The 25052-nt window shown below is 43.9% G+C and carries 20 protein-coding genes, 1 pseudogene and 1 other annotated feature; of the genes and pseudogenes, 7 read left to right on the top strand and 14 right to left on the bottom strand.

Annotation, left to right across the window (positions count from 1 at the left end):
* Positions 1-32: 32 nt before the first annotated feature.
* Entirely contained in the window at positions 33-1346 is a 1314-nt protein-coding gene (gene brnQ / locus OCV30_RS02830; RefSeq protein WP_065680310.1) for a branched-chain amino acid transport system II carrier protein, read from the bottom strand.
* A gap of 314 nt (positions 1347-1660) precedes the next feature.
* Between brnQ and OCV30_RS02825 the strand changes: the two genes are divergently transcribed.
* Positions 1661-2389 (top strand): tRNA1(Val) (adenine(37)-N6)-methyltransferase, encoded by a 729-nt coding sequence (locus tag OCV30_RS02825; protein WP_065680311.1) that lies wholly within the window; start codon positions 1661-1663, stop codon positions 2387-2389.
* Between the two features lie 107 nt (positions 2390-2496).
* On the top strand, positions 2497-3762 hold the full coding sequence (srmB, locus tag OCV30_RS02820; RefSeq protein ID WP_009848422.1) for an ATP-dependent RNA helicase SrmB: 1266 nt from the start codon (positions 2497-2499) through the stop codon (positions 3760-3762).
* A 180-nt stretch (positions 3763-3942) separates the two neighbouring features.
* Here srmB and yaaA read toward each other — a convergent pair whose 3' ends face one another.
* Together yaaA and OCV30_RS02810 are read right to left on the bottom strand one after the other, a co-directional pair.
* Complete coding sequence (gene yaaA / locus OCV30_RS02815; RefSeq protein WP_017080261.1) at positions 3943-4719, bottom strand: peroxide stress protein YaaA; 777 nt, start codon at positions 4717-4719, stop codon at positions 3943-3945.
* 277 nt (positions 4720-4996) lie between these two features.
* Positions 4997-6427, bottom strand: a complete 1431-nt coding sequence (locus OCV30_RS02810) for an alanine/glycine:cation symporter family protein (RefSeq protein ID WP_009848420.1) — start codon at positions 6425-6427, stop codon at positions 4997-4999.
* A gap of 711 nt (positions 6428-7138) precedes the next feature.
* Between OCV30_RS02810 and OCV30_RS02805 the strand changes: the two genes are divergently transcribed.
* Positions 7139-7327 (top strand): DUF3545 family protein, encoded by a 189-nt coding sequence (locus tag OCV30_RS02805; protein ID WP_009848419.1) that lies wholly within the window; start codon positions 7139-7141, stop codon positions 7325-7327.
* 152 nt (positions 7328-7479) lie between these two features.
* On the opposite strand, the gene OCV30_RS02800 is transcribed toward OCV30_RS02805, so the two are convergent.
* The 3 genes from OCV30_RS02800 to nfo form a co-directional block, all read right to left on the bottom strand.
* Positions 7480-8031 (bottom strand): hemerythrin domain-containing protein, encoded by a 552-nt coding sequence (locus OCV30_RS02800; RefSeq protein ID WP_065680312.1) that lies wholly within the window; start codon positions 8029-8031, stop codon positions 7480-7482.
* 86 nt (positions 8032-8117) lie between these two features.
* Positions 8118-8798: a uracil-DNA glycosylase gene (gene ung, locus OCV30_RS02795; protein ID WP_009848417.1), complete on the bottom strand. Its 681-nt coding sequence runs from the start codon at positions 8796-8798 to the stop codon at positions 8118-8120.
* A gap of 663 nt (positions 8799-9461) precedes the next feature.
* Positions 9462-10370: a deoxyribonuclease IV gene (nfo, locus tag OCV30_RS02790; RefSeq protein ID WP_065680313.1), complete on the bottom strand. Its 909-nt coding sequence runs from the start codon at positions 10368-10370 to the stop codon at positions 9462-9464.
* A gap of 324 nt (positions 10371-10694) precedes the next feature.
* Between nfo and grcA the strand changes: the two genes are divergently transcribed.
* A complete protein-coding gene (gene grcA / locus OCV30_RS02785) occupies positions 10695-11072 on the top strand; it encodes an autonomous glycyl radical cofactor GrcA (RefSeq protein WP_065680314.1) in 378 nt (125 codons plus the stop codon).
* A gap of 78 nt (positions 11073-11150) precedes the next feature.
* Here grcA and thrC read toward each other — a convergent pair whose 3' ends face one another.
* The 3 genes from thrC to thrA are packed head-to-tail and all read right to left on the bottom strand — an operon-like array spanning position 11151 to position 15864.
* On the bottom strand, positions 11151-12434 hold the full coding sequence (thrC, locus tag OCV30_RS02780; RefSeq protein ID WP_065680315.1) for a threonine synthase: 1284 nt from the start codon (positions 12432-12434) through the stop codon (positions 11151-11153).
* Positions 12431-13387 (bottom strand): homoserine kinase, encoded by a 957-nt coding sequence (thrB, locus tag OCV30_RS02775; RefSeq protein ID WP_065680347.1) that lies wholly within the window; start codon positions 13385-13387, stop codon positions 12431-12433. Before thrB ends, thrC begins: the two co-directional genes overlap by 4 nt.
* Before the next feature lie 17 nt (positions 13388-13404).
* Positions 13405-15864 (bottom strand): bifunctional aspartate kinase/homoserine dehydrogenase I, encoded by a 2460-nt coding sequence (gene thrA, locus OCV30_RS02770; RefSeq protein ID WP_065680316.1) that lies wholly within the window; start codon positions 15862-15864, stop codon positions 13405-13407.
* A gap of 29 nt (positions 15865-15893) precedes the next feature.
* Positions 15894-16012 (bottom strand) — a sequence feature (Thr leader region).
* Between the two features lie 317 nt (positions 16013-16329).
* Here thrA and OCV30_RS02765 point away from each other — a divergent pair.
* Complete coding sequence (locus tag OCV30_RS02765; protein ID WP_065680317.1) at positions 16330-16806, top strand: ribonuclease regulator; 477 nt, start codon at positions 16330-16332, stop codon at positions 16804-16806.
* Positions 16807-16835: 29 nt separating this feature from the next.
* Here the strand turns inward: OCV30_RS02765 and OCV30_RS02760 are convergent, their stop codons facing one another.
* Positions 16836-17321, bottom strand: coding sequence for a putative 4-hydroxy-4-methyl-2-oxoglutarate aldolase (locus tag OCV30_RS02760; protein ID WP_017098326.1), 486 nt, complete (start codon positions 17319-17321; stop codon positions 16836-16838).
* Between the two features lie 46 nt (positions 17322-17367).
* Here OCV30_RS02760 and OCV30_RS22880 point away from each other — a divergent pair.
* Positions 17368-17526 (top strand): annotated as a pseudogene (locus OCV30_RS22880) (ribonuclease activity regulator protein RraA).
* Between the two features lie 371 nt (positions 17527-17897).
* Entirely contained in the window at positions 17898-18614 is a 717-nt protein-coding gene (gene arcA / locus OCV30_RS02755) for a two-component system response regulator ArcA (RefSeq protein WP_004741534.1), read from the top strand.
* A gap of 204 nt (positions 18615-18818) precedes the next feature.
* On the opposite strand, the gene OCV30_RS02750 is transcribed toward arcA, so the two are convergent.
* The 4 genes from OCV30_RS02750 to mnmL form a co-directional block, all read right to left on the bottom strand.
* A complete protein-coding gene (locus OCV30_RS02750) occupies positions 18819-19262 on the bottom strand; it encodes a hypothetical protein (protein ID WP_012603236.1) in 444 nt (147 codons plus the stop codon).
* Positions 19263-19269: 7 nt separating this feature from the next.
* Positions 19270-21657: an aerobic respiration two-component sensor histidine kinase ArcB gene (arcB, locus tag OCV30_RS02745; protein ID WP_065680318.1), complete on the bottom strand. Its 2388-nt coding sequence runs from the start codon at positions 21655-21657 to the stop codon at positions 19270-19272.
* A 230-nt stretch (positions 21658-21887) separates the two neighbouring features.
* The gene (locus tag OCV30_RS02740; protein ID WP_065680319.1) at positions 21888-23639 is read right to left on the bottom strand and encodes a sensor domain-containing diguanylate cyclase; all 1752 of its coding nucleotides are present in this window, start codon (positions 23637-23639) and stop codon (positions 21888-21890) included.
* Positions 23640-23731: 92 nt separating this feature from the next.
* Positions 23732-24685: a tRNA modification radical SAM protein MnmL/YtqA gene (gene mnmL, locus OCV30_RS02735; protein WP_009848406.1), complete on the bottom strand. Its 954-nt coding sequence runs from the start codon at positions 24683-24685 to the stop codon at positions 23732-23734.
* Between the last annotated feature and the right edge of the window lie 367 nt (positions 24686-25052).

Raw genomic sequence — 25052 nt, 5'->3', positions numbered from 1 at the left:
ATGTCGAAGGACAATGTCATCTCAACGGAAGATTAAACAGTCTCTTCAGCCATCTCTTGCTCTGTTGATTTACCAACGAAGAACATACAGATGATTGCGGCAGTCGTTGGAAGCAACCAACCCATACCGATTTCGAACAATGGCAGCATGTTCATTGCAGAAACATCCATACCTGCAACTTTAGCACCATCGATAAGAGCAAACAGTAGAGACACTAATACCACTACGCGGTAAGCCGCTTTTGGATTAGGAAAACGGCTGCGCAAGAATGTCAGTGCGACCAATGCGATTGCTACTGGATAAAGTGCAAACAGAACTGGAACAGACAGAGAGATTAACTGAGAAAGGCCAACGTTCGCTACGGTTGCACAAGCTACACCGTTGATGATTACCCAGGTCTTGTAAGACAGAGGCGTTAGCGAGCTGAAGTAATCAGAACATGCTGATACAAGGCCAATCGCCGTCGTTAGACAAGCCAATAGTACGATCACAGAAAGCACGAGTTGACCTGAAGGGCCAAACAAAGATTGGACGTATAAGCTTAAGATAGCGCCGCCATTATCTGCACCCGCTGCAACTGTTGCGCTTGTTGCGCCCAGGAAGAACAGAGAGATGTAAACAAATGCTAGACCCGCTGCCGCAATACAACCCGCACTGATTAGGTACTTAGTTGTTGCTGCGCGGTCAGTCACGCCTTTACTGCGAATTGCGTCAACAATCAGCATGCCAAACATCAAAGCAGCAAAAGTATCCATGGTGTTGTAGCCTTCAAGGAAACCTTTGGTCAGTGGCTGAGTGATGTACTCACCGTGAGCCGCAAGGACATCACCTTGTGGGTTAATGAACACAGCAACTGCCAGTACAACCAAACCAACGAATAGTGCAGGCGTAAGTACCTTGCCAATAACGTCAATAAGCTTACCTTGTGACCATGAGAAGAACATCGCTACCACAAAAAACGCAATCGAAAAGAGAGTTAGATGAACTTGAGTCGCATCAATGAAGAACGGCTTCACCGCCATCTCATAAGCAACAAGACCGGTACGTGGTGCAGCAAATGCAGGACCGATGATGATGAAGATCAGTACAGCCATGATAGTTGCTGCTTGCTTAGGAAGATCTTTCGTTAGATGACCCCATGAACCACCCGCCACTGCGACCGCGACGATAGTGATTAACGGCAGACCAACGGCAGTCAGCAGAAAACCAGACATCGCTGGAAGAAAGTGATCACCAGCTAATTGGCCAGCTAGAGGTGGGAAGATGATGTTACCCGCACCTAAGAAAAACGCAAAAAGCATAAAGCCCAATGCCATTATATCTGTTAGTTTTAGACTCTGTTTCACAGATAATCCTTAATTATATTTATGAGTTTATGTTGTGCTTACATGAATGTTACAGCGAGAAGCTGCCAATCAATCTTTAAAATAGTCGCGCATAATGACGAAACACTCGGCTAGCTGCAAGTCACCATAAAAAAACGCCATATAAATTTGCATATATAAACAAAAAGCAGTGAATTAAACTAAATATACGCAGATTAACATAATTATCAACCAACCATTGTTAGCAACAATAGATAAGCAATTAGAATATTAATTTACACAAATAGTTAACATTAGAGCTAATCACTTAAAATATCTCGATAATCAGAATATTCATGAAAGACAAAACGATAAATACTAAAAGCTTCAATTTTAAGAGGTTCTCTATTTACGGAGGACAGAGCGGCATGCCTGTTAGCACAGATGGAGTACTACTCGGCTCATGGATTAACCTTGCCCCTGAATCATTAGTACTCGATATAGGCACTGGAACAGGGTTATTAGCCTTAATGGCAGCACAACGTTTTGAGGATGCTTCAATCTCTGCGATCGATATTGATCAGCACGCCATTGATGCTGCCACAGTCAATATTGAGCGGTCGCCTTGGCAAGATCGCATCTCCCTTCATCACGACAGCGTGTTAACCGCGGATTTCTCGCAACGATTTGATGCCATAATTTGTAACCCGCCCTACTTCAACTCTGGAGTGCAGGCACAGCAAAGCCAAAGAGCCACCGCGAGACACACCGACAGCTTGGATCACCTTCAACTTGCCCAACGTTGTTTCGAGATAACGACTGATGCCGCCACTGCCAGTTTTATACTGCCGACGTCCGAAGGAGAAGGCTTCATCAAGCTTGCCCAACAATGTGGTTGGTACCTAGCAAAGCGCCTTGATGTGAAAACAACCGACAAAAAACCGCCAAGCAGAATCCTGTTTGAACTATCTAAAGATCCTGTTAGCGAGCAAGATTTGCAGCGTGAATCGCTTACGATCCATCACGATGGCGGTTATAGCGAGGCATTTATTGCCCTTACTAAAGATTTTTATCTCAAGATGTAGCAAATACCATGTGATCCTAATCACTAATGCTTCTATAATGTCCGACTACTCTTTTTTATCGTCTGCTTTTTGAGGCAGAAACATTTATTGCTTGTGGAGAAACAACAGTGATCAGAACCTTTGCAGAACTCGATCTAAACCAAGAGCTGCTTAAAGCAATTGACGAAATGGGCTACGAACGCCCTACACAGATACAAGCTGAAGCAATCCCACAAGCGTTAGATGGAAGAGACGTTTTGGCTTCTGCGCCAACAGGTACTGGTAAAACAGCATCATTTGTATTGCCAGCACTGCAATACCTACTGGATTTCCCACGTAAGAAATCTGGCCCTGCACGTATGCTTATCCTGACGCCAACGCGTGAGCTAGCAATGCAGATCACCGAACAAGCACGTGAGCTTGCTAAATACACCAGCCTAAATATCTTCACGATCACGGGCGGTGTGATGTACCAGGAGCACGCTGACATCTTAAGTACAACTCAAGATATCGTAGTCGCAACACCTGGTCGTTTAATGGAATACATTGAAGGCGAGCGTTTTGACTGCCGTGCGATTGAATGGTTAGTTCTCGATGAAGCTGACCGTATGCTAGACATGGGCTTTGGTCCTGTTGTTGACCGTCTGTCTGCAGAGTGTCGCTGGCGTAAACAAACTTTACTGTTCTCAGCAACGCTAGAAGGTAAAGGTATTGAAGGTTTCACTGAAGACCTTCTGAAAAATCCAGCAGAGATCGATGCAAAATCGTCATTGCGTGAACGTAAGAAGATCACTCAATGGTATCACCGTGCCGATTCAGCTAAGCACAAGCTTGATATCCTAAAACATATCATCACAGAGCAAGCTGAACGCAGCATCATCTTCTTGAAGACTCGTGACCGCCTAGGTGACCTACGAGCTCAATTAGAAAGTGCACAGATCCCGTGTGTATGGATCCAAGGTGAAATGCCTCAAGATCGTCGTAACAACGCGATTTCTCGTTTCCGCGATGGTTCTATCAACGTACTGCTGGCAACTGACGTCGCAGCTCGTGGTATCGACCTTCCAGATGTAAGCCACGTTATTAACTACGACATGCCGCGTACAGCAGATGTTTACCTACACCGCATCGGTCGTACGGCTCGTGCAGGTAAGAAAGGTAACGCGGTTTCTATCATTGAAGCGCACGATCAACTAATGATTGAACGTGTGGCTCGTTACACTGAAGATGCGATCAAAGAACGCTTCATCGAAGGCATGCGTCCAACGCATAAGAAAGCCGCGGTAACGAAGAAAAAGAAACCGAAGAAAGAAGATAAGAAAGCGGTGGCTAAGCAAAAAATTGCTAAGAAAAAGAAAATCGCTAAGAAAAAGAAAGCCGTTAAGAACAAGTAATCTAACCGCCTTTCAATGATTCAATAAAAAGCCCCATGCAGTTATCTGCATGGGGCTTTTCTTTGTCTGGCTTATTATTGTCTGGCCTGTTATCAGGCTAAATAACTCGTCTCTAAGTTTAATTACAGGCTAAAGCCGAAGTAACTCGTTAACCAAGAGTGACTAATTAACCAAGAGCTATTAGTTTTGCTCTTCACGCTTGAAGACTAACTCTTTCGCGTTCGACTCTTCTTCAACGAAGTAGTAACCCGCGGTATCAAACTTGGTTAGCGCTTCCACTGAATCGATTTTGTTCTCAATGATGTAGCGAGCCATCATGCCACGCGCTTTCTTCGCGTAAAAACTGATCACCTTGTACTGACCATTCTTGCAATCTTTAAAAACTGGCGTGATGATTTGACCATCAAGGCTCTTCGGCTTCACCGCTTTAAAGTATTCGTTCGATGCTAGGTTGATCAACACATTATCGCCTTGAGCATTCAACGCTTCATTCAGCTTATCTGTGATGATATTGCCCCAGAACTGGTACAAGTTAGTGCCACGCTCATTAGCTAAGCGTGTGCCCATCTCTAGACGGTAAGGCTGCATCAAATCCAATGGCTTCAATAACCCATATAGGCCAGAAAGCATGCGCAGGTGATTCTGTGCGTAGTCAAAATCATCGTCCGACAGTGTTTCAGCATCTAGGCCAGTGTACACATCGCCCTTAAAGGCTAGGATTGCTTGACGTGCATTGTCTTGGGTAAAGGTCTCGCTCCATTGCTCAAAGCGCGCTACGTTCAGCCCAGCAATCTTATCGCTTACCTTCATCAATGCTGATACATCAGCAGGTGTCAGCTTACGACACACTTCAATAAGCTCTGCAGAGTGCTCAACAAACTCTGGCTGGCTGAAGCGCTCAGTCGCTAATGGTGATTCGTAATCTAATGTCTTGGCTGGAGAAACGACAACTAACATAACTTTACCCTAATCGGTTATCTAACTGGATGCAGCTAGAGTATAGAAAAAACATCAACTTGTCTTTATGACTCTTCCTATTACTTTGATAGACAGATCTAGCTGTAAGTCGCTTACAAAGAAGAATCGCTAATAAAGAAAAGATCGCAGACAAAGCAAAAATTACTCACCAAGAAAAATCGCAGACAGATAGAAATCGCAGGCAAAGAAAAAGGCTAAGGTCGAAACCTTAGCCTTTCAATGATTTTAGGATGAGTGATGAATCACTCCAACAAGATTACTTCTTCTTGTTGTTAACCCAAATACCATCTTCCAATTGAGCTTTAAGCTCTGGGAAATCATCCGCATCGAACGTGGGTACTTTACCCGCATCTAATTGACGATTGTAGTCTTTCGCTAGCTTAATCACGATACCCGATAGCAAGATAATCGCTACCAAGTTCACAATCGCCATTAGGCCCATCGATACGTCAGCCAATGCCCATACCGTTGGCAGTGTCGCGAGAGAACCGAACATAACCATACCCAGTACAACGATACGGAACAGCACTAGGCCCTTCTTGTTGTTGTGCTCTAGGAAGATAAGGTTCGTTTCAGCGTACGAGTAGTTTGCAATGATTGAAGTGAAAGCGAAGAAGAAAATCGCTACCGCTACAAAGATGCCGCCCCATTCGCCAACTTGTGCTGTTAGTGCACGTTGCGTTAGTTCGATACCCGTTACTTCACCGTGCGGTACATACTCACCAGACATCAGGATGATTGCTACTGTTGCAGAACAGATAACAATCGTGTCCATGAACACGCCTAGCATTTGCACGTAACCTTGTGATGCTGGGTGCGGTGGGTAAGGCGTAGCAGAAGCTGCTGCGTTTGGCGCAGAACCCATACCCGCTTCGTTCGAGAACAAACCACGTTTGATACCGTTAATCATCGCTTGTGCGATTGCGTAACCTAGGCCACCCGCTGCTGCTTCTTGCAGACCGAAGGCACTCTTAAAGATAAGAGCCAGAACTTCAGGCACTTTCTCAATGTTCATTAGCATTACGTAGATAGCGATAGCTAAGTAAGCCAGTGCCATGATTGGAACAATGATTTCTGCAGTGCGAGCAATCTTACGGATACCACCGAAGATAACGAATGCAGAGATAATAACGATACCAACACCAACGTAGCTACGCTCGAAGTCGAATGCCGTGTTCATTGCACTTGCAATCGCGTTCGCTTGAACCGCGTTGAATACAAGACCGAATGCGATGATTAGGAAGATAGAGAATAGAACCCCCATCCAACGCATACCTAGGCCTTTCTCCATGTAGTATGCAGGGCCGCCGCGGTAGTTACCGTCGTTATCACGCGTTTTGTATAGCTGTGCCAGTGTGCTTTCTGCAAACGATGTTGCCATACCTAGCATGGCAATTAGCCACATCCAGAAGATAGCGCCAGGGCCACCAGCGGTTAGTGCTACAGCAACACCAGCCATGTTACCCGTACCGACACGTGCTGCTAGACTAGTACAAAGTGCTTGGAAAGAGGAGATACCTGCACTGTCTGCTTTACGGCTGTTTCTAAGAACAGAAAACATGTGGCCGAAATGGCGGAATTGAATGAAACCTAGTCGTACAGTGAAGTAGATACCCACACCAACGAGTAAGTAAACTAAGATAGATCCCCAAAGGAGATCGTTCATCAAATTGATTAAGTCTGTCACGTGAACCTCGTAATTGAGTTTAAGCACCGATCTTGCTTCCTAGCCTTCCTCTAGATCACCTATGCCAGTGTCAATAGTTGTGTCGGCATTAGATTTATATTTATTTGTTGCGATCTAGATTGTAAATGTCGCTTCATGCATCCATTTTACGTATCGGTGTATTTTTTGACGGGCGGATAATGCAGCGAGACGGCCTAAAAATCAATATGAAAATAAACACATATTAAAATGACATTTCACTAATAAGAAACTTTTTGTTAACACAACTTTCAACAATGGCGCCTAATAAAAGTCACATTGTCGGGACATAATATCAACAAAAACTAAGGTACTATAAAAACAAAAACACCATCCCGTAAAAATGACGTCAGCCTAGGTTTTACAAGGTATAGTGAAGATCTGTGTTTTTTTCTAGGGTAATGAGATCCCTATACTACACGGCACAATGCGCACTTAAATGCACTGTAGTCAAAATGCTATTCCATTTGCACAATGAATTAACATTCAATCCCCCCTAATTTAATCGTTTACTTAAGTTTGTTTGCTTGTTTTTTGTACACAAAAATCCCCGAAATGTGTGAGCATGCATAATAAAACAGAATAAAAACTTCATATATTTGAAACAAATGAGAAACAAATCAAGGTTATTGTGAACTTAAATATGATATTTAATGGTTCGTAAGAACGAATCCCACGGAAGGAGATATGCTTATGGATAGCTTTCAATTCGATGAATTATCAGAACTAGAAATGCCTCGTACCACTCAAAAAACACGCTCTAAACCACTCAAACGTAAATGGCGTGAAATTGAGGCAATCAATGATCGCAGACAGCTTGAGAAAGAGCTTAGAGAGATGAACCTAGGTCTCGATTTTAGCCTTGACGATATAAAGCTTTAATCAGCACGATAAGAAATCAGATAGCAAAAAGCACCTGTAATAGGTGCCTTTTTTATTTTATGAGGTATTTAATCCGCTCAAAGCATCATTTGGGAACTAGCCCTCTAATATAGAGAGCATCTAAAATAGTCACGCTTCAACATGACAACTGGCTAAACGCACTCTTGTTCATTCTGTCGAATGCGAGCCGCGAGTTGGCGGTACTCATCAGCAATTGTCTCTCCAAACACAGGGTCGTCTTCAGGTTGAAGCCATTGAGACTCCACCTCTTGCCAATCTTTAACCGTGAACGACTCAACAATCATTGGTAACACATGCTTCTCTTCATATTCCATGTGTTTTCGTTGAGCTTTAACAAAAGCTTCAAGCTGATCAATAAATACTTGTTGAGGAACGACCGCATCTTGAAGGATCATATCGACCACACCTAAAAAGTCCGCCGTTTTCTCGGAAAGCAATTGATGTTCCAGCTCCAAGTCTTCAATCATTTGATCGCTGCCGTATTGCTTGAGGTAGTAACGATAAATAACGTCTTCTTTCGGGTGATGCACCTTGTCTGAATGGTTCATCAGATAATGAACCACCTCTGCGATCAGGCTATAGTTTATTTCTCGCTCTTGTTTTAGAAGCTCTAACTTATTGTTGAGTATCGCGAGCAAACGAGCCATATAGCCATGCTCTCGTCTTATCCTTTCAATCATCATAGTATTGCACTCCATTACACCTACTATTTATAAGTGTATATGAAGATAGCAATTTGTGGTTTGACCCTGCTCAGAAAACCATCAATCTACAGTGCCAGTGGTAATGTCCAATCGATAGGCTGTTGATTAATAGAAGAGAGTAGCTCGTTGGTCATCGAAAAATGCTGACAACCGAAGAAACCACGGCGTGCTGATAATGGTGATGGATGAGGTGCAACCAACACATGGTGCTTGTCTGCATCAATCGCTTGGCCTTTCTTCTGGGCGTGTGCGCCCCACAACAAGAAGATGATCGGTTCAGAGCGCTGATTGAGCTCTGCAATAATGGCATCGGTAAAGGTTTCCCAACCACACTTAGCATGTGAGTGTGCTTTTGCCTCTTCTACTGTCAGTACCGTATTCAACATTAACACCCCTTGAGATGCCCAAGTGTCGAGGTAGCCATGACTCGGGATCTCAAAGCCCTCTATATCTTGCGCAAGCTCTTTGTACATATTACGTAGAGAAGGAGGGATTTTTACACCTGGCAGTACAGAAAAAGCTAAGCCATGAGCTTGGTTAGCGCCGTGATAAGGATCTTGCCCTAGGATAACCACGCGTACGGACTCGAAAGGCGTCATATCGAAGGCACTGAACACCAGCTCTTGAGGAGGGTAGACGGTTTTCCCACTATTGCGTTGCTGTTCAACAAACGCGAGGACACTCTGAAAGTACTCTTTGTCACGTTCATCATTAATAATGGATTCCCAAGTCTTTGGTGCGCTCATCGTTTTACTTCCCAATCATCAAGGTTTCTAGCGGCTTTCGCCAGACAAAAAAATAGCTGTATCGGCTAACTGTCCTAAATAAGGCTTTAGGGCGTGTTGACCTTTCGTGGTTAAATTTTGTTCGAGATAAAAGCGTTTTAATCGCGGCGAGGGAGAAGTAGCCTAGTCATTCTAAGCAAATCTCCCTCAACAAAGAGTAAAACGCTTTTAGCCGAACCCTCCGGGCAGCGTTTGCTGGTCATTTCTACTGCGTTAGCGGCTTCTCATGTAGGCTAGCTACACGTCAAAGCCTCTGCCTTGTATAAATACCCAGCAACTCGCTGCAAAAATCAGCTCGAAAGATCAACACGCCCTATTTATACCTCATACAGCTATCAATAAACATGATGTGTAGGGTTCACTTGTTGATGAATCATAATAATCAGTTCAAGTTGTGTTTATCTCGATTAACCACTTTTCTGCTGTGTACGGTGGTGACCGTGGTTATGCACATGACGGTTTGGGGTCGGTAAACGGCGAGCAGCAGATACAGTTGAAGTTTGGGCTTGTGAATACATAAAGGCACCTCCTCTAAGACATCGTGAACTACATATTCACTTTAATACTATGAAAGAAAGGTGCCAATTTTTAGGAGTAGAAGGAAATTAATTATCCCCTCTATTATTACGCTTCTTCGCTCGCTAGCGTTGCTGAGCGATGGAACATCCTAAGTTGTTGAATTTCCTCTTTCCAGATAGTCGAATCAATGGTTTCTAAAATAAGAGGGATACCATTAAAGCGCGAATCAGAGGCTATATACTCAAAACAATCCCAGCCTATTTCGCCTTTTCCTAAAGAATGGTGTCGATCTACACGGCTTGCAAACTCAGCTTTTGAATCATTGATGTGCATTGCTCTTAGATAGTGCATGCCGACAATGCGGTCGAACTCAGCAAAAGTATGATCACATGCTTCTTTTGTTCGTAGGTCATAACCGGCTGTAAAAGTATGGCAAGTGTCTAAACACACACCGACGCGTGATTTATCTTCTACTTGGTCGATGATCTCTGCTAGTTGCTCAAACTTCCAGCCAAGGTTCGTGCCCTGCCCTGAGGTATTCTCAATCACCGCAATCACATCAGGCACCGCTTGGTGAGCCAAGTTAATCGACTCAGCGATCTTAGCCAAACATTCGCTTTCTGAGATTTTCTTTAAATGACTCCCAGGATGAAAATTCAAAAGCGTTAGTCCAAGTTGATTACAACGCTCCATTTCATCAATAAAAGCCGCACGTGATTTCTCTAGCTTCTCTTCTTCTGGTGCTCCTAAGTTAATAAGGTAGGAATCATGAGGAAGGATGTGTTCAGCGCTAAAACCTAACATTTTACAGTTGGCTTTAAAGGCGCTGATGGTTTTGGCTTCTAGCGGCTTTGCTGCCCACTGTCTTTGGTTTTTGGTGAACAGTGCAAAAGCATTGGCGCCAATCTCTCTTGCGCGCATTGGCGCCTGATCAACACCGCCCGCAGCAGACACATGCGCACCAATAAACTTAATATTAGTTTCAGGTTTTGAAGATGAATTATTGTTTGTCATTAAATCACTTTACACTTTCAGGATGCTTAATAATTAAAGGGTCGTATCACTTACAGGTCAATAAAAACACAACAAATGTAGTAAATTTACAACAAATGCCACTGTTAAATATTTTTTATACTTTAAAATATTTTTTATACTTTGTTTTCAAAGCTTTTATTGATTTAACTCAAAGTAATCACCTTTAAAAAAATGAGGTTTTTGGTTGTTTTTTGACTTAAATCAATATTAAACTACCACAAACTAGGTATATATTACTCAGCTCAATGAAATTCGAAAGTTAACACCATAATCAAACCACATAAAGTGGACTAGGAGATAGTTATGATCCAAGGTATTCAAATTACTAAAGCAGCAAACGACGACCTACTAAACTCAATCTGGCTACTAGACAACGAGAAGAACGAAGCTCGTTGTGTTGTTGCTACTTCAGGTTTCGAAGCTGACCAAGTTATCTCAGCAACAGACCTAGGCGAGTACGAAAGCCGTGAAGTTGCTATCGAAGCAGCACCACGCATCGAAGGTGGTCAACACCTAAACGTTAACGTTCTTAAGCGTGAAACGCTAGAAGATGCCGTTGCTCACCCAGAGAACTACCCACAGCTAACTATCCGTGTATCGGGTTACGCTGTACGTTTCAACTCTCTAACTACTGAACAGCAACGTGACGTTATCGCACGTACGTTCACTGAGTCTCTATAATTTTTAGAGCTTGAATTAGAATACAAAAACGGCGCTCATTGAGCGCCGTTTTTATTTGTTCAACAATACCGATGTAGGTTACGGCTGAAGTCGACGAAGCACTGCTTTTAGCGCTTCAAAATCGTTATCTAGATCTTCAGACAGCAACTCCATTACCGCGTGTTTTGCTAACGGACCAGGAAGTTCAATGTCAGTACCTAAGATGTCATCAACCACTTCTTTGAATTTCGCAGGGTGTGCCGTACATAAGAACAGGCCTGTCTCGTTCTCTTGCAGTTGCTCTTCCAATAGACGGTAAGCAATCGCACCATGAGGTTCACACAGGTAGCCTTGAGCTTTTAGATCACGTACTGATTCAGCACTCTGCTCATCAGATACTTTACCTTTACCCAAAGTATCCAGTCCCCAACCTTTCAGTTGGCAAAGCTCTTCGATACGTGGCCAGTTGTTTGGTTGGCTCACATCCATCGCGTTCGATGTTGTCGCAACCGTTGGTTTTGGATCCCATTGACCTGTTTCTAGGTAACGAGGAACCGTGTCATTTTCGTTGGTTGCTGCAATGAAGCGTTTAACTGGTAAGCCTAGCGCTTTCGCTAATAGACCCGCAGTTAGGTTACCAAAGTTACCACTTGGTACAGAGATAACCAGATTTTCACGTTGCTCTTTGGTTAGCTGAGAAGCCGCCTCAAAGTAGTAACAGATCTGAGCCATCAAACGGCTGATGTTGATTGAGTTTGCTGAGTTCAAGCCAATCTCTTTGCGCAGTTCAGCGTCGTCAAACGCGTCTTTTACTAGTGCCTGACACGCATCAAAATCGCCATCAATCGCTACAGTGTGAATGTTCTTACCTAGCGTACAGAATAGCTTTTCTTGCAGTGGGCTGATCTTGCCTTTCGGGTATAGGATAACAACGTTGATGTTTTCCATACCGTAGAATGCGTGTGCAACCGCCGCGCCAGTATCACCCGATGTAGCCGTTAAGATAGTGATTTGACCACCATCCGAAACCGCAGCCAAAGATTGGGCCATAAAACGGCCACCGAAATCTTTAAATGCTAACGTTGGACCGTGAAACAGTTCAAGTGCGTAAACGCCGTCTTTCACTTGGTTGATCGGAGCTGGGAATTGGAATGCCGCATCCACTAGTTGATCAATCTGTTCTTTTGGTAACTCATCACCAATTAGAGTAGAAAGAATCTTTGAACTACGAGGGACAAAGTCCTCTGCAAGTAGTGCATCGATGTCATCGAACTTAGGCAGCTCTGATGGGAAAAATAGACCTTGGTTACGGCCTAGACCTTGACGAACGGCTTGGCCAAAAGAGACTTGCTCATCGTTTTCTTTGATGTTGTACAGCTTCATAACTCACTTCCTGTAACGATCGAACCTTGCTTATCTAAGCGACAAACGTGGACGAATCCTTCTTCGTTTTGTACATAATTTTGTTCTAACCAGCGTGCAACACGCTCGGCGACATCTTGTTCTTTGCAAATGCTAAATAGCGTAGGGCCACTACCAGAAATTCCAGTAGCTAATGCTCCTGCTGACGTTGCATATTTGCGTGCATCAGCAAACCCTGGAAGCAGTTTCTCACGATATGGTTCAGCAATCACGTCTTTGATCATCTTAGCGGCTAGCTCTGGCTGACCAGAGTGACAAGCATGAATAAAGCCTGCTAAATGACGACCATGGGCAATCACATCTTGACGGCGATACTGAGAAGGCAAAATCTCTCGCGCTTCGGCCGTTGAGACCTTGATGCCCGGGTAAGCCATAACCCAATACCAATCGTCAAAACATGGAACCTCTTGGCTAATGATTCCTAATTCTTCAAGCATAAGCTGCACACCACCAAGGTAACATGGCGCTACGTTATCGTAATGTATGCCACCTGAAATCTTACCTTCCATTTCACCCATCAGAGCAAGCAGTTCAGTTTCATTCAACGGTTGACCATGAAAACGGTTCAAGGCATCAAGCGCCGCGACAATTGAACATGCACTTGATCCTAAACCAGAGCCGATAGGCATGTTCTTCTCTAGCGTCATCTCAAGAGACTTAACTGAGATCCCTTTCTTGTCTAACTCGCGAGAGAACACAACCCAGCAGTCGTAGACAATATTTTCTTTGGTTTCAGTTGGCAGCTTAGAAACAAAGCTGCCTGCTGTTTTTAGCGAGAATGGTTCATCACTGGCTTTAACCATTACTCGGTCACCAAGCAATGTGCCATCCACTGGAGACACAGCGGCCCCCAGCACATCAAACCCTACACTGACATTGCCGATTGATGCAGGAGCATAAACAACAACATCCATATCACTTGAACTCATTCCTAAACTCCTAATTTCCAACCAAGAGTACGCATCACATCAGAGAATACGCCTGCTGCTGTAACTTCAGTACCTGCACCGTAGCCACGCAGAACGAGTGGGATTGGCTGGTAGTAACGACTGTAGAATGCCAGAGCGTTCTCGCCATCTTTAATCTTAAACATTGGGTCATCGCCATCAACAGCTGCGATACGAACCTTACATTTACCTTCAGCGATCTCACCCACATAACGAAGTACTTTGCCTTCTTCTGCTGCGATAGCTGACTGCTCTTTGAAGTATGCATCCGCTTCTGGCAAGCGAGCCATGAACTCGTCAACCGTACCTGAATCATCAAAACCAGGTGGCAATGCTTGGTCAACTTCAACATCTTCAAGCTCAAGTGCCATACCCGCTTCACGAGCAAGAATAAGCAGCTTACGCGCAACGTCCATACCAGACAGATCATCACGAGGATCCGGCTCAGTGAAGCCGTTATCTTTAGCAATGTTGGTTGCTTGGCTGAGTGTCATACCCTCATCCAGCTTACCGAAGATGTAAGACAGTGAACCAGAAAGAATGCCGTTGAACTTCTCAAGCTCATCACCTGCAGAGATTAGGTTCTGTAGGTTTTCGATTACTGGTAGACCTGCGCCTACTGTTGTCTCGTACATCAATTTACGACGAGAGTTACGTGCAACCTCACGAAGCTGATGGTAGTAAGCCATACTTGCTGTGTTGGCTTTTTTGTTTGGTGTTACAACGTGGAAACCAGCCGCTAGGAAATCAGCGTATTGCCCTGCAATACCTTCGCTAGATGTACAATCAACCAACACTGGGTTGATGATGTGGTTACGTTGAACAAGTGCCGCTAAACGCGCTAGGCTGAATTCTTCAGTCGCACTCGACATACGGTCACGCCACTGCTCTAGCGGTAGACCATCGCTGTCTAGCAGCAAGCCTTTGCTGTTTGCTAAACCACATACGCGAATCACGATGCCTTTTTCAGCCAGTTTGCCTTGTTGACGTTGGATCTGGTCAACAAGCTCACCACCAACACCACCAACACCAACAACGAATACGTCAAGGAAGTGCTTAGAGTTGAATAGGTTTTCGTGACACGCTTTGATTGCTTCTGAGATTTTATCTTCAGGGATAACGGCAGAGATAGCACGCTCTGAAGAGCCTTGAGCAATAGCAACGATGTTAACGTTCACTTCAGCTAAAGAAGAGAAGAACTGAGAAGCAACGCCACGTGATGTACGCATACCGTCACCCACTAGCGTAACAATCGCGACATCGTCCATGAACTCAACAGGCTCTAATAGGCCATCTTTAAGTTCAAGTTCAAACGCGTCTGATAGCACTTGCTTCGCTTTCACTTTGTCAGCTGATTCAATACAGAAGCTGATGCTGTACTCAGAAGAAGATTGAGTAATAAGGACAATAGAAACGCCGGCAGAAGACATCGCGCCGAATACACGACTCGCCATGCCTACCATACCCTTCATACCTGGGCCTGATACGTTAACCATCGTTAGGTCACTTAGCGTAGTGATGCCTTTGATTGCTAGGTTATCTTCGCCAGTGTCTTGGCCGATCAAAGTACCTGCACCCTGTGGGTTGAAGCTGTTTTTGATTAGGCAAGGAATATGGAATTGTGCGATCGGAGCGATAGTTTTCGGATGTAAAACCGAAGCGCCGAAGTAAGAAAGCTCCATCGCTTCTTGATAGCTTAGCGATTTAAGAAGACGGGCATCATCCACTAAGCGTGGGTCACAGTTGTAAACACCATCGACGTCAGTCCAAATCTCACAGCAATCAGCACGTAGACATGCCGCTAGAACTGCAGCTGAGTAGTCAGAGCCGTTACGGCCAAGCGTTACTAGCTCGCCTTTTTCATTACCAGCAGTAAAGCCCGGCATGATATTTACGTGACCTCTAGGAAGCGGTGATTGGCGGAAGTTCTGAGTTGAAATATCCACATCAACCATAGCTTCAAGATGATCACCTTGAGCATAGAGGTATTCCACAGGGTCAATCAGACTTGCTGGTTGGCCTTTCGCTTCCAGCACCGCTTTCATTAGCTGGATTGAAACTCGCTCACCTTTACTAATGATGCGAGCATTTACGTGATTCGGGCACATGCCCAGTAGGTTAATACCATTCACGAACTGCTTAAGTTGAGCAAGAGAGGTATCGACTTGCTCTTGAAACGCAGAGCCATCTACTGACGGCAATACCGCTTGAATCTCTGCAAACAGTGCAGAAAATGATGATTCGATCTCTGAAATCTGTGTGTCAGCTTCACCGTTTTTCAGTGCAGCTTCAATAACAGCGACCAACTTATTGGTTGTTTTTCCTGGAGCCGATAGTACAACGGCTAGCTCTTCTTGCTGGGCATTATTAGCGATGATATCAGCCGCTCGTAAAAAACGATCTGCATCAGCTAATGATGAACCTCCAAACTTTAAAACGCGCATCCCTTTCTCCATAAGTCATAAAAATGGTACAAAAAAAGGCCTGTATCTTGTTGGATACAGGCCTTTTTTTTAAAATCTGTTACTTAGCAGCCTGCCCCAACAATGTGAATGTCGGTAATAATAATGGTGGTGGTCATTACTAGGTGGCTTACATGCTGCATATCAAATTCTCTGCTTGTGCTTTACTCTACGTGTATCAATTTTTACTACTATGCGTCAATGAAAAGTTGCGTTTTTTTTACATTCACACCGTTTTTCAGAGCAAACCTTCATTTAAGAGATAAAACACCCTGCATCAACCTGCCATTCAGAGACTGGATTAACTCATCAAACAAACAGAAGTAATCAGTTGCATATATAGTCATAACAAAATGCTCTATCGATAGTACAGCGAACATACAATTCCTGTGCTTTAATTGAACAATAACGTTCGAAAAACAATAATAATGACATCAGGAGTGGGAAATGAAGAGATTACTTATTCTTTTAGTCTTTGCTATGCCTGTTGTTTGTTCAGCGAACAGTTTACCGCTACTGAGCAGTTTGCCTTTGCTCCCCAGTCAAATCGATAGCTCTGCCCATAAGTTTTTTATCTCCACGCAAAGTACATCGAGTGAAAGCTTTGATACTTGGACAGTAGACAGTGGTTATTCTTATAGCTTGTTTTCTGATGTGGATCTTTATGTCGGTACACGAATCAACACTGCTGCACTGAAAAATGAGAGTGGATTCTTGAGTGGTGTTAGTTATCAGTTTTCCGAAAGAGTCTCTTTCAACAGCTCTCTACACACCTATAACAATGAAACAGAAGACAGTGAGAAATCGGTAGCCGCAGAGCTTTCCAGCCGCGTGCAGCTAACCGAAAATCTAGATATGCATGCCACCCTTGATTATGAAGAGTGGCAACAAGGTGTTGAGGTAGGATTAGGGTTTCGCTTCTAATCTATCCCACTTCTTTATTGATGAGCCCGTTAAGATTCAATCAACAATTCCGTTGAAATTAACACACCATTCCAATCGGCATAAATGTAATCACCGGGCTGAATCAGTTGATTGTGTATAGAGAGCGTCACATTCACTTGCCCAACACCGTGCTTCTCGGTTTTAAATGGAGAGGCTCCGAGAGCTTGAATACCAAGATCCATCTGCGCCATCATCGCAACATCACGCACCGCACCATTCACAATTACGCCTTCCCAACCATTTTCGATGGCTAGAATAGCCAATTGGTCGCCAAGTAACGCTTTTTGACACGAGCCATTACCGTCTACAACGAGTACTTTGCCGCAGCCATCGGTCTCTAAAACCTCACGAACCTTGGAATTATCGTGATAACAACGAACTGTTACAATTTTTCCCCAGAACGCACCACGCTGGCCGAAGTTCTGCAATGGCATATTCAGTAGCGTGACTTTGCTTTCAAACTCATCACATAAGTCAGGTGTTATATCGTGCATATATCCTCCGTGAGTAAGGCAAACCTATTAAGTCAGGCGAGCCTCTATGCTTTTATATATTATTAAAATTAATCCTTTGTTTTCATTGTTCTATGCCCAATTTAATACGAAATAAAAGTTGATTGAGCATATTTATCTACTAGACTCTAAGGATAGCTTTCAGCTTCCTTGGTTCATAGTCCGGTCTTTAGCAAGCAAGATGTGAGAAACATCTCGAATAATCATTCTTATTTTGGTGCTAAATAGTCACCATAACATTGGTTAAGTTGTAGCCATACTATTAAAGTTTGTTGCGATACGGCAATTGATGTAAATCAACAAAGTGAATGGAATTAACATTCTCGCGTTGTTAGCATGCTGTTAACATTATAGAATCCTCTTAAATCACTAAAAGAATGATTGAAAGGCGTACTGGATCTACGTTATTGGGCAATACTTCAAGGAAGGCAGATAGCTGGAAGTAAGTGTTTTTTTGAAAACTTTAAGTTATCATCAAAAATACATTACCTGTATGTTATGTTTTGCCTAGAATTTATTCTATTAGCACAGTTTCGTCACAAATTTAGGTACCGCCAAATGCAAACCCCGCAGATTCTTATCGTTGAAGATGAGCAAGTAACTCGTAACACTCTAAAGAGTATTTTTGAAGCAGAGGGATATGCTGTTTTTGAGGCTAGCGACGGTGAAGAGATGCACCAAGTGCTATCTGACAACCAAGTTAACCTTGTAATTATGGACATCAACCTTCCAGGTAAGAATGGCCTACTACTTGCTCGTGAACTGCGTGAGCAAGCAAATGTAGCGCTTATGTTCTTAACAGGTCGTGATAATGAAGTTGATAAGATCCTTGGCCTAGAGATCGGCGCAGATGACTACATCACAAAGCCTTTCAACCCTCGTGAGCTGACTATCCGTGCACGCAACCTTCTGAACCGTTCAATGAGCACAAGCTCTGTTCAAGAAGAAAAGCGTAGCGTTGAGAAGTACGAGTTCAATGGTTGGGTACTAGATATCAACAGTCGTTCTCTGGTTAGCCCAGATGGCGAAGGCTACAAGCTACCTCGTTCAGAGTTCCGTGCTCTGCTTCACTTCTGTGAGAACCCAGGTAAGATCCAAACACGAGCAGACCTTCTTAAGAAGATGACTGGGCGTGAGCTTAAGCCACACGATCGTACTGTAGACGTAACAATCCGTCGTATTCGTAAGCACTTTGAATCTGTTTCTGGTACACCAGAAATCATCGCGACGATTCACGGTGAAGGCTACCGCTTTTGTGGTGACCTAGAAGACTAATTCGATTCGCGCTTCTGGCCGTTTAGTTCTTGCCGTCGATTAGCACTTCTAAACCGATAGCACTTCTAACCAGTTAGTACTTATAAACAGGTAGTACTTATAAACAGTTAGTACTTCTAGCAATCGAAGCGTGATCAATCGTTATTAAAAAGGGAGAATGCCAACGCATTCTCCCTTTTTTATTGTTCATTGTTCGCTAAGGTTTTAGTAAACCGTATCTACCTTAACGTCTTTCTCGACTAACCACTTCACGGTTTCGCCATCTTTGAGTTCAATCGCAACATCAACAGGCTTATCACTGTCGATCTCTAACTGCCATACAAAAGCAACTTCCCACTGGGTTTCACTGTGTGTTCTTAAATCTAGATCGTCAGCTGTTACCAACAAGGTATCTGCACCCTGTTTAACCGTCACACTCTCAACCGCAAGTGTTGCTGGTAATTGTGAGTCAGATTCTAGGTAGATAGCACCATGTAGAGTCTTATCTTGAGCCTCCCCAATCGTAGGCATTTTGTTGTGCCACAGGTTGCTTTTCATTGTGACTGTCGCTGCAGATACTTCGACTTGATTATCTTGCTGCCATTCTACTTGTGGCGCAGAACAACCCGCTAATGCTACTACACATGCGGCAAATGCTAATTTTTTCATCATTCTTCTACCTTTGATTTAACCAACTCTTTAAGACTTCAATATCATTTTGGTATTCGTTATTTATTTCATCAACCCAATCTGAAATGTTCTCCCACCACGCAGGCATATCTGGAGATTGAGCTTTCTGAGCAACTTGCTGTATGCGTTTCAGGCCAATGGAACCTGCTGCACCTTTAATCTTGTGTGCCTCAGAAACGATACTGTCTTGATCTTTCGCAACCATATTGGAATTCAATATTTCCATATATTCCGGCATCATATCTTCAAACATCACGATACTATCCAAAACAGGTTTCGACCCGACAATGTCAACATAAGACTCTAGCATATCAATATCAAGCAAAGTGGTATCAATCGTTGAAAGAGCCGGCTTACTCGTTGTTACTTTCTCAACACCTGCTACTTTTTCAACATCCTTTACTGTATCAATGCCCTCGGCTTTCTCAATAACCTCTGGGGCATCCTCAATCAACTCGCTGATGACATCCTGGATTGCACGAACCGACAGTGGTTTACTGATCGCTTCATCCATACCTTTCTGGAAATACTCTTGCTTATTGTTTAATACATTCGCGGTTAATGCCACCAAAGGCGGCAATTGGCTATATTTCTCGCGGTAGTATTGGGCAATGTCGAAACCAGTCATATCTGGTAACTGGATATCCAGTAATACCAAGTCATAATCTTTCGGGTTGAAAACGATTTGTGCCTCTTTACCCGTCATTACGACTGTCACTTCATGCCCTAGGCTTTCAAGTAAAGAACGAGCTACTGTGATATTGAGCTCAATGTCTTCGACCATGAAAATCTTAAGGTTGGACTGCTTTCTGGGCGTTTTGATCAAAGCCTGAGTATCGTGATTAACTGGAACTCGAATCGAAACCGTAAAGGTACTACCAAAACCCTCTTCACTGGTGACTTCAATGTGACCATCCATCATATTGATCAGCTGTTGAGATACAGCAAGACCAATTCCGGTACCGACAGCGTGTAAATTGTCAGTTCCCGATTTCACCTGATAGTACATCGCGAAGATCTTCTCGATTTCACTTTCAGGGATACCAATCCCGGTATCTTCTACTTCCATCGTGATGTTAGCAAAATCGCCATCAATTTCAGCGCTGACCGTCATCACGACACCACCATCTTTGGTGAACTTCATCGCGTTGCTTACAAGATTCCACAATACCTGTCTAAGACGAGTACCATCCACCTCAACTGCAGATGGGAGATCGGACAATCTTTCTAGATCAAACCTCAACCCTTTCTGCTCTGCCATTAACGCAGAAATGCTTTCGATCTCAACAACGAAATCTTCAAAATTGATAGGGGTTGGGAATAGCTCAAGCTTACGGCGGTCGAACTTATCCATGTCGATAATATCGTTAAAGATATTACCCAATGTTACCGCGCTCACCTTGATGGTTTGCATCTGCTTACGCTGCTCGGTCGTCAGCTGGCTATCCAATAACATGCGGCTCAAGCCGATGATGCCATTGAGCGGTGTTCTTAGCTCGTGGCTAATGGTTGAGATAAAGGTGGTCTTATCGCGACTGGCTTTCTCTAGTGATTCTTGGTGCTCTTTACGCTCGGTAATATCACGACCAAAACCAACCAAGCCAAGGTGGCGACCATCTTTACTGTAGAAAGGGACTTTACGCAGTTCGAAGTAACTCTTACGTCCGTCAGGGTATTCTAGCCATTGATCATAGGTCAGCGCTTGGTTGTCAGAAAATACTTTCTTATCTGTTTCAACAACTTGTTGAGCGACCTCTTTGCTGTAGACATCCCAAGGCGTCAAACCAACTAGCTCTTTTTCTGTTTTGCCCGTGAGTTCTTCAACCGCTCGGTTGCAACCTGAAAACACCCCATCTTCATTGCGATAATAAATGAGGTCAGGCGAGGCATCGATAAACGAACGCAACAGCGCCGTACGTTCTGCTAATTCAAGCTGAGTTCGCTCACGCTGAAACACTTCGTTCTCAAGATCATGCATTGCTTCTGCACGCGCTTCTTCTGCTTTTTCACGATCTTCAATTTCTTGGTTGAGCTTTTCGATATTGAGTTGCAGTTTATTGTTGAGTTCTTGATCTCGCTCTCGCATGTCACCCAGCTTAGAGACCAATTTAGCCAACCTTTGGCGAGACTCTTCCAGTTGATCGACCACGACTGAGAGAAAATAGACCGCCCAAGGTGTGATCACTAAACCGAAGAAAACCGAACGGACAATGTCGATATCATCAACATTACCTTTGAGTGCGAGGGTGATACCGACTTGTACAACAACAGCAAGGGCAACAAGCGCTAGGGCGAGTAAGATAGAAAAGCGGACAATCCCCAATTTTACGAGCAGATCCACGTAATACTGGGCAAGATTTTTCATGGGTTTCATTTAGCGCTCCACGCGATAAGACTAGCAACATTCTACCTTGTTTGAAGATAGTAGGTAAGCTAGCTACATCACACGCAGCAAGAGATTAGCGGTAATATCGAAGGTTAATCAACCAATATTAATACTAACCAAGCAATATCAATACTAGCCAAGCCACATAAATATTAACCAAGTAATATAAATGCTAAATAAGACAAAGACGGAGTCACTAAGTTACCCATTCTATAAAGTTAGTGAATAGAGTATGGATGCACTATCGAACGATTTCGACCATCAGATTTCGCTTGATACAACGCACTGTCAGCCAAGGCAACAGCAGACTCCATTTCGTCATCAGGTGTTGGTATATAAGAGACAATACCAATACTCACCGTGATGGAGTCTGACACTGTCGACTTCTGATGAGCGAGTCCTAGTTTTTGCACTTCATCATGAATTCGACGAGCTACCATAAGCGCACCTTCTGTGGTTGTGTTTGGGAGAATAAAGCCAAACTCTTCACCACCGTATCGAGCCACGCAATCCGAAGAGCGATTCAACACCTGCTTAAAGGCTTGTGAAACCTGAATCAAAGCATCGTCTCCTTGTTGGTGTCCATAGAAATCGTTATAGCCTTTAAAGAAGTCGATATCACACAGCATGATCGTCAACGGCAACTTCTCACGCACATGATGATGCCACAATGTAGACAGCTGCTCATCAAAACGACGTCGGTTAGAGACTTGAGTAAGACTGTCCATAAAGCTCAAACGTTCAAGTTCAAGGTTCGCTTCTTCAAGTTTCTGCTCCGCTAAATAACGCTCGGTGATATCACGCGCCATGATCAACACACCATTGGTACTCGAAGCCGGATCCCTAAACGGTGACTTCACAACATCATACCAAGTGAACTCACCATCACTGGAAACCACCTTATCGATATAACGCAGCGATTTACCTTGATGAAGCACTTGCTGATCCGTATCAGAAAGACGTAAGTACATGCTATTAGGCACCACATCTTGCAAGCGCTTACCCACTAAATCCGACACTTCAGAGATACCCAGCGCCGCCACAAACGGCTTATTACACGCTTGATACACCATGTTCTCATTGAAGATACCAATGGAGTCAGGGCTCGCTTCTAAGATGTTTTGTAAGATGGTGTCACGCTGAGCAAGAGCCACTTCGGTATCTTTACGCCTTTCCATCTCACCACGCAGTTTCTGCTGCATGTCATGCCAGTCGGTCACATCATGACTGATAGAGAGCGTGCCGATGGTTTCTCCATCTTGCGAGAGCAATACACTTTGATAGGTTTCGAGCAAACACCCTTTGCCGTCCTGATCGGTTGTCCACGAACGTTCACTAACACGGCCTTTTAATGCGCCACCAGAAACACTCAAGGTGCCCTCTTCTGGGCGACCGTGCCAAAACTTTTTAAACGAACGATTGCTCGCGACCAACTCACCCTTTTGATCTTTCACGTAGATCAGCTCAGACAAAGAATCCAACGCGGTACGAGCAACATTCAGTTCTCGAACTTCTTGGGACAGTTCTTCGTTAGTGTTCTTATAAGGTGAGGCATGAATCATCCAAGCCTGCTTATTTCTAAAATGGATCTTACGACCGACCAAGTTGATCTTGAACGACTCAAATTCAGAAAGCGCCCACAGGGAGACCTGCTCGAAGGCTCGAGAGTTAATGTGATTGGTTAAGTAGTGACGAAAGCTGTTCTCACTTTCCACAGTAGGAAAGCGAAAATTAACACCGATTTGGCGGATACCAAGCAACTGCATGGCTTGGCGATTGGCATAGAGTATTTCGCCACTTCGAACATCAACAAAGTAGAGTGGCGACGGGGTAGCAAGTAGAAGCGTTTCGATATGCGACTGATAACGAGAGTAGAGATGCCAGCAGATGAGAGCAATCAGCAATACAACAACGATATAAATACCGTAGCCATACGCCCTATCCCATAACCAAGTCATTACCAGTTCCATCTGTTCTCAATCTATACTTATAAATTCTGTGAGGGAAATGTTACCACTATTTGTTGGTTTTATCTGCTGTTACCTACAGTCACCCATTCCTATCAATTGGTCGCGTTTAAAACAGGTTGCGTGTACTCGAATGCAAAGCCTGTTTTAATGCCTTGTGCGCCGGTTTTATCAAGCGAACGACCAATCTCAGTCATCGCCAACCAGCGGTTCTCACACCATAAAGGGGAGAGTAGTGTCGGGCGTCTCGCCGCAGAAGATACACGATGATAAACCACGTCCGCTGGTGTGCGTTGAATGATCTCACTCGCGATATCAATGTACTCCTCAAGGCTTGGTGCTTCTAGCTTTCCTGCCTTCCAGGCTTTAGCCATGGTACTGCCTTCAACAATATGAAGCCCGTGAAGCTTGATACCATCAGTGCCAGCCGCTAATACCTTATCTAGAGTTTCAAGGTTATCCGCTTTGGTTTCTTTGGGCAGGCCGACAATAAGGTGAGTACATACCTTGATTCCTAAAGCACGTGCGCGCTGGGTGATCGTTTCATACACAGTGAAATCGTGTCCGCGGTTAATTCGCTTGAGGGTTTTATCATTGGCTGTTTGCAGGCCGAGCTCTAGCCAAATTTCGTAACCTTGCTTAACGTACTCCGCGAGCAGGTCCAGTACTGCATCAGGCACGCAGTCTGGTCTCGTGCCAACACAAAGGCCAACAATCTCTGCTCCGGGTGCTTTTAGAGCCTCTTCATACATATTCTTGAGTACCTGCACCTCAGCGTAAGTACTGGTGTACGCCTGAAAATAAGCAAGATACTTCTTGGCACGAGCGATTTCACCCGCACGATCTGTTAATTGATCAGCAATACTTTGAACTTGAGTTTGTTCATCGGCAAAAGAAGCTACATTGCAGAAGGTACAACCGCCACGGCCAATTGTCCCGTCTCGGTTTGGGCAACTAAACCCACCGTGGAGTGTCAGCTTGTGAACCTTCTCGCCATAACGACGTTGGAGATCTTGGCCGATAGTATTAACTAACTCGTGTAATTGCATATTTTCAAAGCACTCAAGTAAATAAGAATGAATATCAGTCTTTTTTGAAAAAAAATTACATCCCTGCAAAATTCGACCAATTAGTTTACGCAAGGATTTTTGCGAGCAACCTATCAAATATCAATAAACATGCAAAAAAATAAGCTCTATTTGCCTAATGTTGCACATTTGTTAGGCATTAAATTCAAAACAAAACGAAAAAAATGGTCTACATCGGTTAACTTTCATTGCAATTCGCCTAGACAAAATTGTAGGATACTTACACATATTGGCTATTTCTGAGTGTTTACTTACATCGAAAACTTGCCAATAAGTCGGTGATGTCCATACCCCACCTATATAAACCACTAGTTTGTGGTCAAAAACA

Source organism: Vibrio atlanticus, from assembly GCF_024347315.1.
Taxonomy (GTDB): Bacteria; Pseudomonadota; Gammaproteobacteria; order Enterobacterales; family Vibrionaceae; genus Vibrio; species Vibrio atlanticus.
The sequence above is the reverse complement of the archived record's forward strand: the minus strand, read 5'-3'. Positions and strand labels throughout refer to the sequence as shown.